Genomic DNA, 12,840 nt, shown 5'->3' on the forward strand with positions numbered 1-12,840 from the left:
AACGCCCGGTCTCATTCCGAACCCGGAAGCTAAGCCCTCCAGCGCCGATGGTACTGCACTCGGGAGGGTGTGGGAGAGTAGGACGCCGCCGGACTCAACGTGAACAGCAGGCCCACCCCATACGGGGTGGGCCTACTGTCGTTTACGGGCCTTTACACGACCGACTACGGTGTGGTGTTCAACCGGCGGCCACCTCAGCGCCAGGTTTATCGGGGAGTGTCACAGGCTATGCGTCGTACCGTGGGGATCGTTGCCCTGGTTGCCTTGAGCACCGCCGTTGCCGCGCCCGCCCAGGCCGGTGAGCGGCCCACCGAGGGCCAGCTCCGGGAGATCACCGCGTCCGTCGAGACGCCCCCGCTGTTCGATGACGAGGCCGGAGGCGACGCGGATGCCGACGACCCGGCGATCTGGGTCAACCGCGCCGACAAGTCGCGCAGCCGGGTCATCGGGACCGCCAAGAACGGTGGCCTCCGCGTTTACGACCTGGCCGGCCGCGAGGTGCAGTCGATCCAGCCGCCCGCGGGCGGCCGGTTCAACAACGTCGACCTGGTGACCGGGTTCGGCAGCCGGCGTCACGACTACGCCGTCGTCACCGATCGTGGGCTCGACAAGCTGCGCATCTACCGCATCGAGGCGTCGGGCAAGCTCACCGACGTGACCGCGGCCGACGCCCCGCTGCTCTTCTCCAAGGACGACACCGAGGTCGAAACCCAGGCGACCGGGTACGGCCTGGCGACGTACGGGAAATATGCCGTTGTCAGCCGCCGCCACACCACGCGTCTGGGCATCTTCCGGCTGGAGGAGCGCAAGAACGCCGTCAGCTACCGCGTCACCGACACGCTCGACCTGCCCAAGGAGTTCCGCCTCGCGAGCGGGGCCACGTGGACGCCGTGCCTCGAGCCGGGTGAGGAACCGCAGATCGAAGGCATGGTTGTCGACGCCGAAGCCGGTGTGCTCTACGCCGCGCAGGAGGACGTCGCCCTGTGGAAGATCCGGCTCGACCGCGACCGGTTCATTGGCGTTCCCCGGGTCGTCGAGCGCGTCGCCGAATACGGAGCTCCCGGCACCTATGACCCGGAGACCGAGGAGTGCACGGTCGGCGAGCCCGCCAAGGAGGCCGGACGCATTCGGGCCGACGTGGAGGGGGCCGCGATCTATCCGACCGGCCGGCGGGACGGTTATCTGGTCGTCTCCAGCCAGGGCGACAGCAAGTTCTATGTGTACGAGCGTCGCACCAACCGGCCGATCAAGAGCTTCCGGGCCGTCGACGGCAAGCGCACCGACGGCGTGCAGCACTCCGACGGTGCGGCCGTGACGAGCGTGCCGCTGCCCGGATATCCGAAGGGCCTGCTGGTGCTGCACGACGGCGAGAACAAGCCCGACGACGGCCGGGTCAGCACCAACTTCAAATACGTGGACTGGCGAGAGATCTTCTAGAAGCGTTCGACCGTCACCGTTGCGACCCCGGACGTGGCGTCGACGTCGTATCGCGCGGCCGCGCCGTCCCAGCCGTTCTGCACCCAGACCGAGCCGCCCGGCACGCCCGTGTGCACCTCTCCGTCGATCGTGACGCTGCCCGCGCCACCCAGGGCGGAGACGCGTACGGGCGCCCGGCCGGCCAACCGTACGGAAAGAAGGCTGGCACCGCCGCCGAGAGTGACCTTCTGGGTTCCGTCGGCGGCCGGCAGCACCACGGCGGCGCGGGCCGTGCCGGCACTGAAGTCGACATCGCCGCCCCGGCCGCCGGTCAGGTCGACCGACTGGTCCTGGGCGCCACCCGCGAGCCGGACCTGCCAGCGCACGTCGTCGCTGAGCACGACCGTCAGCACCGCCGGGCCGCCCTGGCCGGTGTCGCGCAGGCCCGCGACCAGGTCCGGTCCTTCGATCGACGCCGTCGGCGCGGCCTTGGAATCGTCCGGTGTGGAGAGTTCGTACAGGTCGCCGCCCAGGTCACCGAGCCGGACGCGCACCGCGTCGGCGCCGCCGAAAAGCTGGAACGAGGTCACGTCGCCGTCGCCGCGGATCCGGTGCGGGGCGCCCTCGCGTTCACCGAGAACGTAGCCGGGGCGGTTCTCGGGGTTGCGGTCGCGGCCATCACCGCCGGCCCAGTCGCATCCACCGACCAGGCCGATCACGAGCACCAGCGCCACCGTCCGGAACCTCACGGCGGGGGCTTACCCGCGCGGCGCACCTCCTAGTCGTTTGAGCAGCGTTTGTGATCCGGCTACGGCACGTACGGTGTGCCGGACATGGACGCGGCCCATCGTGACTGCATGCGAGTCGCTCTGGTCACGGAGTCGTTCCTCCCCGATGTGAACGGCGTCGCCAACTCGGTGGTGCGCACGGCCGAACACCTGCTGCGCCGCGGGCACGAGCCGATGGTGATCGCACCGCAGCCTCCTCCCGCGGTGCGCGACACCCCGGTCCACGTTCCCTACCCGGTGGTCCGCATCCCCTCCCTGCCCATGCCCGGCTATCCCCAGATCCGGCTGGGCCTGCCCACCCCCGCCCTCACCGGCGCGTTACGCGCGTTCGGCACCGACCTGGTTCACCTGGCCAGCCCGTTCGTGCTGGGCGCGTGGGGCATGCTGGCCGCGCGTACGTTGCGCCTGCCCACGGTGGCCGTCTATCAGACCGACGTGGCCGCGTACTCCCGTGCCTACAAGGTCGGCATGACCGAGGGCGCCGCCTGGAAGTGGATCAAGACCGTTCACAACCTGGCCTCGCGCACCCTGGTGCCGTCGTCCGAATCGGCCCTGGCCCTCGACGCGCACGGCGTCGAACGGGTTCACCTGTGGCGGCGCGGGGTCGACGACGACTTGTTCCATCCGGGCCGCCGCAGTGCCGAGGTGCGGCGTGACTTGGCCCCGGACGGCGAGGTCGTGGTCGGTTTCGTCGGCCGGCTCGCCGTCGAGAAGCAGATCGACTTGCTGGGCGACGTGAGCCGGCTTCCTGGCGTACGGCTGGTGATCGTGGGCGACGGCCCGGCGGCGCCGCAGCTGCACAAGGCCCTCCCGGGTGCGACGTTCCTGGGTGTGCGCCGGGGGGAGGAGCTGGCCCGGCTGTACGCGAGCTTCGACATCTTCGCCCACACCGGTCCATACGAGACGTTCGGTCAGGCCGTGCAGGAGGCGATGGCGAGCGGGCTGCCGGTCGTCGCGCCGCACGCGGGTGGTCCGATCGATCTCGTCGGCCACGACCACACCGGCTTCCTGGTTCCGCCCTTCGAATCCGGGGGCTTCACCTCGGCCGTACGGGACCTGGTGGCCGACCCGGCGAAGCGCGCGGTCTTCGGGGCCGCCGGACGTCAGGCCATCGAGGGCCGCAGCTGGTACGCGGTGGGTGAGGAGCTGCTCGGCCACTACGGTGAGGCGTGCAGCGTCGGTTACGTCGAGCGCCGGGCGGTGGCCGCGTGAGGATCGTCCGGGTGGCGAACTTCGTGACACCCCGGTCCGGAGGTCTTCGCACCGCCCTGCGCCATTTGGGCGCCGGCTACCGCGCCGCCGGTCACGAGCCCGTCCTGGTCGTTCCGGGCGCCCGCGAATCCGACGAGATGACCGATCAGGGCCGGGTGATCACGCTGCCCGGCCCGCTCGTGCCCGGCATGGGCGGCTACCGCGTGCTGCTCGACCGTGGCCGGGTGAGCTCCATCCTGCGCGCACTGCGTCCCGATCGCCTTGAAATCTCCGACCGATCGACGCTGCGCTGGCTGGGCCGCTGGGCCAAACGCCACGGCGTGCCGTCCATGATGGTCTCGCACGAGAGCCTCGACGGGCTGTTGCGGCTGTTCGGGCCGGGTGTCAGCCGTCGTGCCGGCGATCTCGTCAACGCGCGGACGGCCGCCGAGCACGACCGGATCGTGTGCACGACGCGGTGGGCGGCCTCCGAGTTCGCTCGTCTCGGCGTACGGAACCTGACTCAGGTGCCTCTGGGTGTCGACCTGCAGCGGTTCACGCCGGCCAACCAGGATCCGGCGATGCGCACACACTGGTCGGCCGCCGACGACGTGCTGTTGTTGCACTGCGGCCGGCTCTCCCCCGAAAAGAAGCCCCGCCGCTCGCTCGAGGCGCTGGCCGCGTTGCGCCGGTCGGGCGTGCCCGCGGTTCTCGTCGTGGCTGGTGGCGGTCCGCTGCGAACCGCTCTGCAGTCCGAGGCGGCCGACCGGGGCCTTCCCGTACGTTTCCTGGGCCACCTCACCGACCAGGCGAAACTGTCGTCGCTGCTGGCCACTGTGGACGTGGCGATCGCCCCCGGCCCGATCGAGACGTTCGGCCTGGCCGCGCTCGAGACCCTGGCCAGCGGCACCCCCGTGGTCGTGAGCTCGGAGAGCGCGCTGCCCGAGGTGATCGGTGACGCCGGAGTGGCCGCGTCGGGCGACGGTCCGGCCTATGCCGAAGCCGTCCGCACGCTGTTGTCGCGCCCCGAATCCGTACGCCGGGCCGCGGCGCGCGCGCAAGCGGAACTCTTCCCGTGGGACCGGTCGGTGGCCGGTTTCCTGTCCGCGCACGGCGCCCCCAGGGTCGCCGTGCTGCACAAGTAACCAGCCGCTATTTATCCGTTTCCGGGCCACCGAAACGTATTAGTGGCACTCGTCTTTTCGGCTATCAATCGTCCGGGTTACTTGGCGTGTTGAATGCACTATTTGTCCGGCCCGGGGTGCTTTCCTGATCATGCAACACGGAATGGAAAGCGAACCGCTTGGAAGGGGAAATAGGCATGAACAAGATGACGCGGCTCCTGGTGACGGCCGGCATGGGTCTGCTGGCCGGGGTGGCCTTCGGCGTCGGGCCGGCGCAGGCGGCGGACGCCTCGCCGACGGCCGCTGCCCAGTCCCAGCCCAACCGGACGGCCCAGGCCGACAAGCACCGGGACCGGGACGTGGTGGTCGGCTACTACCGCTCCTACCGCGCCTGTGAGCTGGCCGGGCGGGTCGGCGAGCGTTTCGGCCGGTGGAGCGACTACGAGTGTGACTACCAGCGCCGCGGCTTCGGCCGGGGTGTGTTCGCCCTCGAGGTGGAGCGTGGCTGGGGCTGGAACCGGCCGGGTCACCACGGCGGCGGCCACCACGGGCACGGGCTGCGCGGTCACCGCTGACATATCGAATTGCTCAATGATTAGCTGAGGAGTCGCCCCGGAAGCAATTTCTGGTCACTTCCCTTGGGTCCCCGTCGAGTGCCGGGCGCTTCATGCGCCCGGCACTCGATTTGTTGCGGGACTTATTGCCCGGCCGGCGTGACCGGTTCGAGCATGGCCGCCTCGGCCCTCAGGGCCTGCTGATAGAGAGCGATCCAGGCGGCCGCCTGAGTGGACGCGTTCTCCCGCTCGGACTGCCAGTCGGCGCGGGCGTCCTGCGAGGCAGCGGCGATCGTCAGCCAGTTCGTGCTGGTCGACGAGCCCGCGGCCTGCGACACCTCCAGCCACGTGTCGGCCTGGTGCAGCGCCACATCCTCGGCGTTGGCCCAAGCCACCCGGGCCGGACTGGTCTGCGCGCCCACGGCGGCCCAGGCGCGAGCTGCGGCGGCCCGCTTCTGTGCCTGCGCCTCACCGGCGGTCTCGCGGGCGGCCTTCTCGGCGGCCTGCGCCTCGATGACCAGGTTGCGTGACGTCACGTGCCAGGCGCGGTCCAGGTTGGCCAGGCGGGTGCGGAACATCTGCATGTCGAGACCGGACGCGCTGACCCAGCCGTACCGGAAGAACTCGACCACGTCGGCGTCCTTGCCGGAAGCGAGGGCTCGGAACGCCCACTCGCGCACCTGGGGGCCCGGGTCCTCCGTGCTCAGCAGAGTGATGTAGTTGCGGTCGTCCTGACGGATCGCCTCGGCCTGCTCTTCGTCGTCCTCGATGTCATCGCGGTCTTGCTTGAGCGCCTTCGCATACCCGGTCTTCACGTATTCGTCGAGCTGAGCGTCGGTGCCGGCCAACGCCCGAAGGCCACCCGCGTGGACGCGCGGATAGAACTGCGGCGGATGAGTGTTGACCATGCGCGTGGTGTAGTCCACATTGCGCGTCCGGATCTGGTCGGCCCGCCGGATGGCATCGTCCCACCCGAAGGCCAGGAACTCGGCGATCGCCGCGTCGCCGCTGCCCAGCGCGCCGCGGGCGGAACTGCGAACGGCCAGCCGAGGATCGTCGGTTGACAACCATTGCACGAAGAGGCGATCGGCCGCGGCCGGATCCCACTCGTCGGCGAAGGTGACCAAGGCGCTGGGCGACGAAGCCCAGGCTGCTGCCGGAACGGTCACGACGCCCATCACCGCAACCAGCGCGAGCGCTGCTGCACGCGTACGCATATTCAGTTTCCCCCGTGAACACTTCAATTGATCGATCGCTATGCGGTCGCGGCCATTCAAGCATGAAACCTCGATCCCCGTGGGGGCGGCGCGACGACGTTGGTCACAGTGTCGCGGCCTTGTGCCCGAGGGTGACCGAACGCTAACGTACCGGCCGACATCGATCTCCTTGCCCTCCGTGTGGCTCTTGCCTGCGTCGAAACAGCAGGTAGAAGGTCACCACGGGCATGTGCAGCACTCGAACCAACCACGGGGACTAATTTCATGACATCGATAAACCGCGCCTGGGCGCGGCCGCTGATGGCTGCCGGCGTTGCGGTAGCCGCCCTCACCGCCACCACGGCGGGCACAGCGCAGGCCGCTCCCGCTCCCGCCCACGTCTCCGCCTTCTCGGCGCTCGCCGAAGGCAAACTCGCGAGGTACGACCAGAAGCTCGCCGTCGCCGTGAAGTTCGGCCTGGGCGAAGACTTCGCGCTGGTCGAGAAGGCCGACCGCGACTTCGTCGTGGGCATCTGGAACTACGTCAAGGACGACCCGGCCCACTCCGAGGTGCGCCTCGCCGCCGAGGCCGCGTTCAGCGCCGAGCCGCTCGAGGAAGACTCGGTCGACCAGGCCTGCTACCAGTTCATCATCGACGGCGTGTTCACGGCATTCGACCGTGACCTCGCGCGGGTGAAGCGGGAAGCGGACGAGAAGCGGGCGAGCGACGTGGCCCGTGCGGCCGCCGCGGCCAGCATCGACGTCGTGGCCGACTCGACGCTGCTCGACGGCAGCGACGCCGACTTCGTACGGCTGATCTGGGAACGGGTCTCCGAGGACGTCAAGTGGCCCAAGGTCAAGGCGGCCGCGCGCGAGGCCCGCGACGGCAGCGACGAGGACCGGCGTGCGTTCATCGCGGCCGGGATGGCCGAAGCCGCTCACCAGGACGTGGACGACCGGATCGCGGCCGACGAGGCCAAAACCGAAGCCGAGAAGGCCGCGGAGCGCGCCCGCGCCGCCAAGAAGCTGGCGGCCAACCGCATCGGCCTGACCGTCACCGAAGAGCTGCTGAGCCTGCCCGACCGTGATTTCGTCACCGTGGTCTGGAACTTCGCCGACGACGGCAGCGAGGTGCAGGCCGCGGCCATCGTTGCCGCGCGCAGCCTCGAAGCGCCCGTGTGGAAGGCGTTCATCGACACCGGCATCCACGCCGCCAAGGACCGCGACATCCAGATCGCGCTGGCCAAGGTGGAGGCCGAGGACCGCCGCCTCGCGCAGGCCATTCTGGACCGTGCCACCAAGAACTCGCAGCGTGGCCTGGCCGCCGCCGCCCGCGCCGCGCTGGCCGGCGACGCCAACAAGGTCGCCGAGTTCGTGCGCGTCGGGCAGTTCCAGATCGGGCCGGACGTCACGCAGTTCGCGCTCACGACCACGCGGCTCGGCATGCTCACCGCGGACGGCACGGCGTACGTCAAGGAGGGTGGCCTCGACGCCCCCTGGGTCAAGCAGTACACGAACGTCAAGCAGCTCGTGCTGGCCAGCAACCGGATCGGCGTGCTCACCAACGCCGGCGTCGCCCTGGTCAAGCTGGGCGGCCTGAGCGCCGGCTGGACGCAGCAGCACACCGCGGTCAAGCAGCTCGTGATGTCGGCCGACCGGATCGGCGTGATCCGCACCGACAACATCGCCTGGGTCAAGCAGGGCGCGCTCAACGCCGGCTGGGTCAAGCAGTACGACACCGCGGTCACGCAGCTGGTCCTGTCCGGCACCCGGATCGGCATCGTGCGGCCCGACCTCGTCGCCCTGGTCAAGGACGGCACCACCGCCTCGACGAACTGGTCCGTCCAGCAGGGTGCGGTCAAGCAGCTCGTGATGTCGGGCACCCGCATCGGCGTCCTGCGGACGGACAACGTCGCGTCCGTCAAGGACGGCGCCCTCAACGCCAACTGGGTCACCGAGCACAGCGCGGTCCGGCAGCTGACCCTGGCCGGCACCCGTATCGGTGTCGTGCACACCGACGGCGTCGTGCAGGTCAAGGAGGGCGGCCTGTCCGCGCTCTGGACCCAGGTGCGTACCGGCTCGTACACGATGGCGTTGGAGACCAACCGCATCGCGGTGATCGCCAACGACGGTGTCGGCTACGTCAACACCGGTGCCGTCGCGGCGCCGTTCACCACGTTCAAGATGGCCGCGAGCCCGGCATGAGGAAACTCGTCTTCGCCGCCGGTGTGGCGATGTCGCTTGTCCTCGGGACGTCCGCCGCCGTCGTCGCGGCCCCGGCCTCAGTGGTGCTGGCCGCCTCGTCGGCGAACTACAACCAGAAGCTCGCCGTCGCCGTGAAATTCGGGCTCGGCGACGACTTCGAGCTCCTCGAGAAGGCCGACCGCGACTTCGTCATCGGCATCTGGGACCACGTCAAGGACAACCCCGACCAGGTCGAGGTGCGGGTGGCGGCCGAAACCGCGTTCGCCGCCGATCCGGACGAGACCGACCAGCTCTCGTACGAGTTCATCACGGTCGAGGTGTTCGCCGCGTTCGACCGCGACGTCGAGCGGGAACGGGCCGAGGCCGAGGCCAAGCGGGTCAGCGACCTGGCGCGTACGGCCGCCACGGCCAGCATCGACGTCGTGGCCGACTCGACGCTGCTCAACGGCACCGACACCGACTTCGTACGGCTGATCTGGGAACGGGTCTCCGACGACGTCAAGTGGCCCAAGGTCAAGGCGGCCGCGCGTGCGGCCCGCGACGGCAGCGACGCCGACCGGACCGCGTTCATCGCGACCGGCATGGCCGAGGCGGCCCGGCAGGACATCGACGACCGGATCGCGGCCGACGAGGCCAAGACCGAGGCCCAGAAGGCAGCCGAGCGGGCGCGGGCGTCGAAGAAGCTGGCGGCCAACCGGATCGGGCTGGGCGTCACCGACGAGCTGCTCGACCTGCCCGACCGGGACTTCATCATCCGGGTCTGGAACTTCACCGACGACGGCACCGAGGTGCAGGCGGCCGCCATCGCCGCGACCCGCAGCCTGGACCAGGTGGTGTGGAAGGCGTTCATCGACACCGGCCTCCACCAGGCGGTCGACCGTGACATCCAGATCGCGCTCGACCGCAAGTACCAGGCCGACCGGGTCCTGGCCCAGCAGATCAAGACGACGGCGGTCAAGAACAAGGACCTGAACCTGGTCTACTGGACCGACAAGGCGCTGGCCGGAACCCCGACCCAGCTCGACGACTTCCTGCGCGCCGGTCAGTACGACCTCGACCTGGCGACCAGCTTCGGCGCCGGTGAGGTGCTGCCCAGCTGGTCGAACACGGTGGCGTTCAAGAACGGCATCCTGAACGTGGCCGGGATCTGCTGCAATCTGGCCGGCCCCGAGCTGGGAGTGCGGTCGGGAACGGGGCACACCGGAACCACCGCTCTCATGTACTCCGGCCTGGACAACAACGCGACCAAGTCGTACGCGTACCTGAAGTCCCTGGCCCTGAGCCGGATCACGGTGAAGTCGTCGACCAAGCTGTCGTACTGGATCTTCCCGCAGGCCAACACCGTGCGCCCCGAGGTCAAACCGGCCAACAGCACGTGCGTGGCGGTCGACCTGCTCTTCAGCGACGGCAAGAACCTGCGCGACAGCCGCCTGAACGACACCAAGGGCAACCGGGCCCACCCGGCCTACCAGTGCAACAAGGTGACGGTCGGCAAGTGGAACGAGATCGTCGTGCCCCTGGGCGCGCTGGCCGGTAAGAAGGTCACCACCCTGGTGGTGGGCTACGACCAGCCGGCCGGCACCGGCGGTTACCGTGGCCTGATCGACGACGTCAAAATCGCCGACTAGGCATCCCGCAGTGCTGTGAAACGGGGCGCGGAACGCTGGTTCCGCGCCCCCTTCGACCTGCGGCGAACCCATAGACCGGATACCTGCACGGGGATCGGGTGGGCCACAGGTACTCTATGATCGCGGGCCGCTAGCTCAATGGCAGAGCTGTGGACTTTTAATCCATAGGTTCGGGGTTCGAGTCCCCGGCGGCCCACGAGTCGAGGGCGACCTGTGTTCGCGGAAAGCGCGAACCTGGTCGCCTCGTCATGTCTGCTCCGGGGGCCGAGCCCCCGGAAGCCCCACGGTGTCTATTGGTGGCGCTGCGTCGTGGTTCCGCATCGCCGGGGCCGAGCCCCCGGAAGCCCCACGGTGTCTGTCGGTTGCGCTGCGTCGTGGTTCCGCATCGCCGGGGACCAGCCCCCGGAAGTCCCACGGTGTCTATGGGTTGCGCTGCGTCGTGGTTCCGGGTGGATTCGCCTTCATCAGGCAGGGCGCTCAGGGTGCGAGTTGGTCGATCGTCATGCCGACATCGCTGAGGATGCCTCGCACGGTGCCCTTGGCGATGTCGCGGTTGCCGTGCACTGGAACTGTGGTGCCCCGTCCGTCGGGGTGACGCATGACGTGATGGCTGCCGGCAACTCTTGCCACCTTGAATCCGTGCCTTTCCAGAGCGCGCACGACGCGGGAGCCGGAGACAGCGGGAAGGGGCGGCATCAGGCAGCGACGGTGACGGAAAGCTCTCGGGGAATGCCGAATTCTTCGATGAGGCCGGCCAGCGCCTCGCGGAGGTCCTCAAGCGCGGCTTCCTCGGTGTCGCCCTCGCCGTGCGCGCCCACGCCCGGACGCAGTTGCGCGTGGGCGCACCACACGCCGTCCTCGTCGCGCTCCACGACGACCGGCACAGTTACCGTGCGAGATTCGGCCATGTGGTCACGATAGCGCGATTCAATGATCGACTGTCAGAGCGTTTCCATCACCGCCCGTCCGGCTGTGAGCTGGTCAAATGCCCCGGTAGCGAGCTGCCTGTGACGATGGCTGGGTGGTTCGCATGGTGCAACGTGCGGCCCACGAGTCGAGGGCGACCTGTGTTGGCGGAAAGCGCGAACCTGGTCGCTTCGTCATGTCTGCGCCGGGGGCCGAGGCCCCCGGAAGCTCCGCGCGTTTGGTTTGCTGGGCGACACCGCTATCGGCGGACGTTGGTTACGTATGGGTCGTCGGACAGCCACGTGTTGACGACGCGGGTACGCGCCTCGTAGTGGGCCCTAACGACTACCAAGTAGGTCTGGATGATGGTGCCGCGCCGCTGCCATTCGGTGGTCGTCTTGGCGGTGTGCAGCGTCCAGTGGCCGCATTCGGCGTGCCACGTCCACCGGCCGACCACGGTTGTGTTGATCTGGAAGCACAGGGTTGCGGCGGTGGCCGCGTACGGGTTGCTGCCGGTTGACCAGATGCTGCCGCCCAGGTAGACCTTGGCCATGGCCCGGTAGAGGTTGTAGGCCATTTTGGCGTAGCCGTGGTCGTTGGGATGCAGGTTGTCGAAGATGGACAAGCCGCCGATCGACGACTGGTCGACCAGGTGCACCTTGGCGTCCTTGCCGGCCACGATGCCGGGGATCTTCTCGTTGTAGGCCGCGATCCGCCTCTTGTAGGGATCGACGTGGCCCTGGACGAGTTTCTGCACGAAGATGTCGGCGTCCGGACTCGCGGCGCGGATCTGGTCGATCAGTGCGGACAGCCGGGCGGCCGAGCCGCTGACGCTCCTGTTCTGGGCCATGTCGTTGGTGCCGATGTGCAGCAGGACCACGTCCGGCCGGTAGGTGGCCAGCCAGCCGTCGACCTCGGCGGCGATCTGGTCGATGCGCCAGCCGGAGTGGCCTTCGTTGTCGGTGTCCGCCCCCGGCGGGCCGGCCTGCCGCGAGCCGACGAAGTCCACGCTCAGACCCGCGGCATCGAGCCGGTTCCGCAGGTCGATGCGGTAGCCGCTCGCCGTGGGAACGCCGGTCCGGTTGCCGATCCGTGAGTCCGCCGACCCGCTGCCCCAGGTGATCGAGTCGCCCAGCGGCATGACCCTGAGCGGGGCGTCCTCCAGACCCGCCGCAGCCGAGACGGCGGCGGGCGTGGCGTCCGGCGCGGCGACGGCGGCGGTCGGTCCGGACAGCGTGGCGGCCACAAGCGTGGCGGCTGCGAGGCTGATGCCGCCGAGGCGGGAAGCGATGCGGATCTTCACGCCAGAGGAATCGGCCGGTGCGGGTGCGCAGCCGGTCACTTGGCGGGTGCGGGTCGGGTGCTGACCGGCGCCTCTGATTCAGCGAGCGGCTTCCTCGGATATGGCGACGAGTTCGACCTCGAAGCCGTCGGAGTCTTCCAGGTAAGCGGCGTGGTGGTCCGGGCCGCCGGCGTTCGGATGGCGGTCGGGGAACAACAGGGTCCAGCCGTGCTGGGGCGCTTGCCGGGTCAGGGCGTCGACGAGGTGGGCGCCTTCCACGTGAAAGGCCAGATGGTTGAGGCCGGGCCGCCGGCGGTCGTGGTCGGCCGCGGTCAAGTCCGGCGACTGCTCGACGACGATGTAGGTCGGTCCCAGAAGCCAGCTGCGTCCGGCACTCCAGGATTGGAACAACGTGTAGCCCAGCTCGGACAGCAGCCATCCCCAGCTGAGCACGGCCCGGTCGAGGTCGGGCACCCAGATCTCGATGTGATGAGGCGTGCCCGTGGTCGGCCTGTTTCCGCTGCGGCCCTCTCGATTCATCCGATTAGTC

12 protein-coding genes, 1 tRNA gene and 1 rRNA gene are annotated in these 12,840 nt (G+C 69.2%); 8 read left to right on the forward strand and 6 right to left on the reverse strand.

Features of this window, described 5'->3' with window-relative positions; translation table 11 throughout:
- Positions 1-94: ribosomal RNA gene (gene rrf / locus ACZ3I4_RS00005) — 5S ribosomal RNA — on the forward strand; the annotation flags it as partial.
- Positions 95-264: 170 nt separating this feature from the next.
- A complete protein-coding gene (locus ACZ3I4_RS00010; protein ID WP_465379603.1) occupies positions 265-1,437 on the forward strand; it encodes a phytase in 1,173 nt (390 codons plus the stop codon).
- On the opposite strand, the gene ACZ3I4_RS00015 is transcribed toward ACZ3I4_RS00010, so the two are convergent.
- Positions 1,434-2,165, reverse strand: coding sequence for a hypothetical protein (locus ACZ3I4_RS00015; RefSeq protein ID WP_465379604.1), 732 nt, complete (start codon positions 2,163-2,165; stop codon positions 1,434-1,436). The two genes, ACZ3I4_RS00010 and ACZ3I4_RS00015, sit on opposite strands and share 4 nt — an antisense overlap.
- Before the next feature lie 108 nt (positions 2,166-2,273).
- Between ACZ3I4_RS00015 and ACZ3I4_RS00020 the strand changes: the two genes are divergently transcribed.
- From ACZ3I4_RS00020 to ACZ3I4_RS00030, 3 genes are all read left to right on the forward strand, one after another.
- On the forward strand, positions 2,274-3,416 hold the full coding sequence (locus ACZ3I4_RS00020) for a glycosyltransferase family 4 protein (protein WP_465379605.1): 1,143 nt from the start codon (positions 2,274-2,276) through the stop codon (positions 3,414-3,416).
- Positions 3,413-4,540: a glycosyltransferase gene (locus ACZ3I4_RS00025; RefSeq protein ID WP_465379606.1), complete on the forward strand. Its 1,128-nt coding sequence runs from the start codon at positions 3,413-3,415 to the stop codon at positions 4,538-4,540. Before ACZ3I4_RS00020 ends, ACZ3I4_RS00025 begins: the two co-directional genes overlap by 4 nt.
- A 176-nt stretch (positions 4,541-4,716) precedes the next feature.
- The gene (locus ACZ3I4_RS00030; protein WP_465379607.1) at positions 4,717-5,094 is read left to right on the forward strand and encodes a hypothetical protein; all 378 of its coding nucleotides are present in this window, start codon (positions 4,717-4,719) and stop codon (positions 5,092-5,094) included.
- 122 nt (positions 5,095-5,216) lie between these two features.
- Here the strand turns inward: ACZ3I4_RS00030 and ACZ3I4_RS00035 are convergent, their stop codons facing one another.
- Positions 5,217-6,290 carry a hypothetical protein gene (locus tag ACZ3I4_RS00035; protein WP_465379608.1) on the reverse strand — a complete coding sequence of 358 codons (1,074 nt, stop codon included), beginning with the start codon at positions 6,288-6,290 and terminating at the stop codon, positions 5,217-5,219.
- A gap of 264 nt (positions 6,291-6,554) precedes the next feature.
- Between ACZ3I4_RS00035 and ACZ3I4_RS00040 the strand changes: the two genes are divergently transcribed.
- From ACZ3I4_RS00040 to ACZ3I4_RS00050, 3 genes are all read left to right on the forward strand, one after another.
- Positions 6,555-8,474, forward strand: a complete 1,920-nt coding sequence (locus tag ACZ3I4_RS00040) for a hypothetical protein (protein ID WP_465379609.1) — start codon at positions 6,555-6,557, stop codon at positions 8,472-8,474.
- Complete coding sequence (locus ACZ3I4_RS00045; protein ID WP_465379610.1) at positions 8,471-10,102, forward strand: hypothetical protein; 1,632 nt, start codon at positions 8,471-8,473, stop codon at positions 10,100-10,102. Before ACZ3I4_RS00040 ends, ACZ3I4_RS00045 begins: the two co-directional genes overlap by 4 nt.
- Before the next feature lie 124 nt (positions 10,103-10,226).
- Positions 10,227-10,298, forward strand: a tRNA-Lys gene (locus tag ACZ3I4_RS00050).
- A gap of 281 nt (positions 10,299-10,579) precedes the next feature.
- Here the strand turns inward: ACZ3I4_RS00050 and ACZ3I4_RS00055 are convergent.
- From ACZ3I4_RS00055 to ACZ3I4_RS00070, 4 genes are all read right to left on the reverse strand, one after another.
- Positions 10,580-10,798, reverse strand: a complete 219-nt coding sequence (locus ACZ3I4_RS00055) for a type II toxin-antitoxin system HicA family toxin (RefSeq protein ID WP_465379611.1) — start codon at positions 10,796-10,798, stop codon at positions 10,580-10,582.
- Positions 10,798-11,010 (reverse strand): type II toxin-antitoxin system HicB family antitoxin, encoded by a 213-nt coding sequence (locus ACZ3I4_RS00060; RefSeq protein ID WP_465379612.1) that lies wholly within the window; start codon positions 11,008-11,010, stop codon positions 10,798-10,800. The genes ACZ3I4_RS00055 and ACZ3I4_RS00060 overlap by 1 nt, the downstream gene beginning before the upstream one ends.
- A 257-nt stretch (positions 11,011-11,267) precedes the next feature.
- Complete coding sequence (locus tag ACZ3I4_RS00065) at positions 11,268-12,311, reverse strand: SGNH/GDSL hydrolase family protein (protein WP_465379613.1); 1,044 nt, start codon at positions 12,309-12,311, stop codon at positions 11,268-11,270.
- 78 nt (positions 12,312-12,389) lie between these two features.
- A complete protein-coding gene (locus tag ACZ3I4_RS00070) occupies positions 12,390-12,830 on the reverse strand; it encodes a VOC family protein (protein WP_465379614.1) in 441 nt (146 codons plus the stop codon).
- Positions 12,831-12,840: the final 10 nt, after the last annotated feature.

This window comes from Actinoplanes sp. NPDC021490, from assembly GCF_055562135.1.

Bases quoted from the DNA above. Each gene is read 5' to 3' on its own strand.
- ACZ3I4_RS00020 (WP_465379605.1), top strand. From the start codon at position 2,274: ATGCGAGTCGCTCTGGTCACGGAGTCGTTCCTCCCCGATGTGAACGGC.
- ACZ3I4_RS00030 (WP_465379607.1), top strand. From the start codon at position 4,717: ATGAACAAGATGACGCGGCTCCTGGTGACGGCCGGCATGGGTCTGCTG.
- ACZ3I4_RS00035 (WP_465379608.1), bottom strand. From the start codon at position 6,290: ATGCGTACGCGTGCAGCAGCGCTCGCGCTGGTTGCGGTGATGGGCGTC.
- ACZ3I4_RS00040 (WP_465379609.1), top strand. From the start codon at position 6,555: ATGACATCGATAAACCGCGCCTGGGCGCGGCCGCTGATGGCTGCCGGC.
- ACZ3I4_RS00045 (WP_465379610.1), top strand. From the start codon at position 8,471: ATGAGGAAACTCGTCTTCGCCGCCGGTGTGGCGATGTCGCTTGTCCTC.
- ACZ3I4_RS00055 (WP_465379611.1), bottom strand. From the start codon at position 10,798: ATGCCGCCCCTTCCCGCTGTCTCCGGCTCCCGCGTCGTGCGCGCTCTG.
- ACZ3I4_RS00060 (WP_465379612.1), bottom strand. From the start codon at position 11,010: ATGGCCGAATCTCGCACGGTAACTGTGCCGGTCGTCGTGGAGCGCGAC.
- ACZ3I4_RS00070 (WP_465379614.1), bottom strand. From the start codon at position 12,830: ATGAATCGAGAGGGCCGCAGCGGAAACAGGCCGACCACGGGCACGCCT.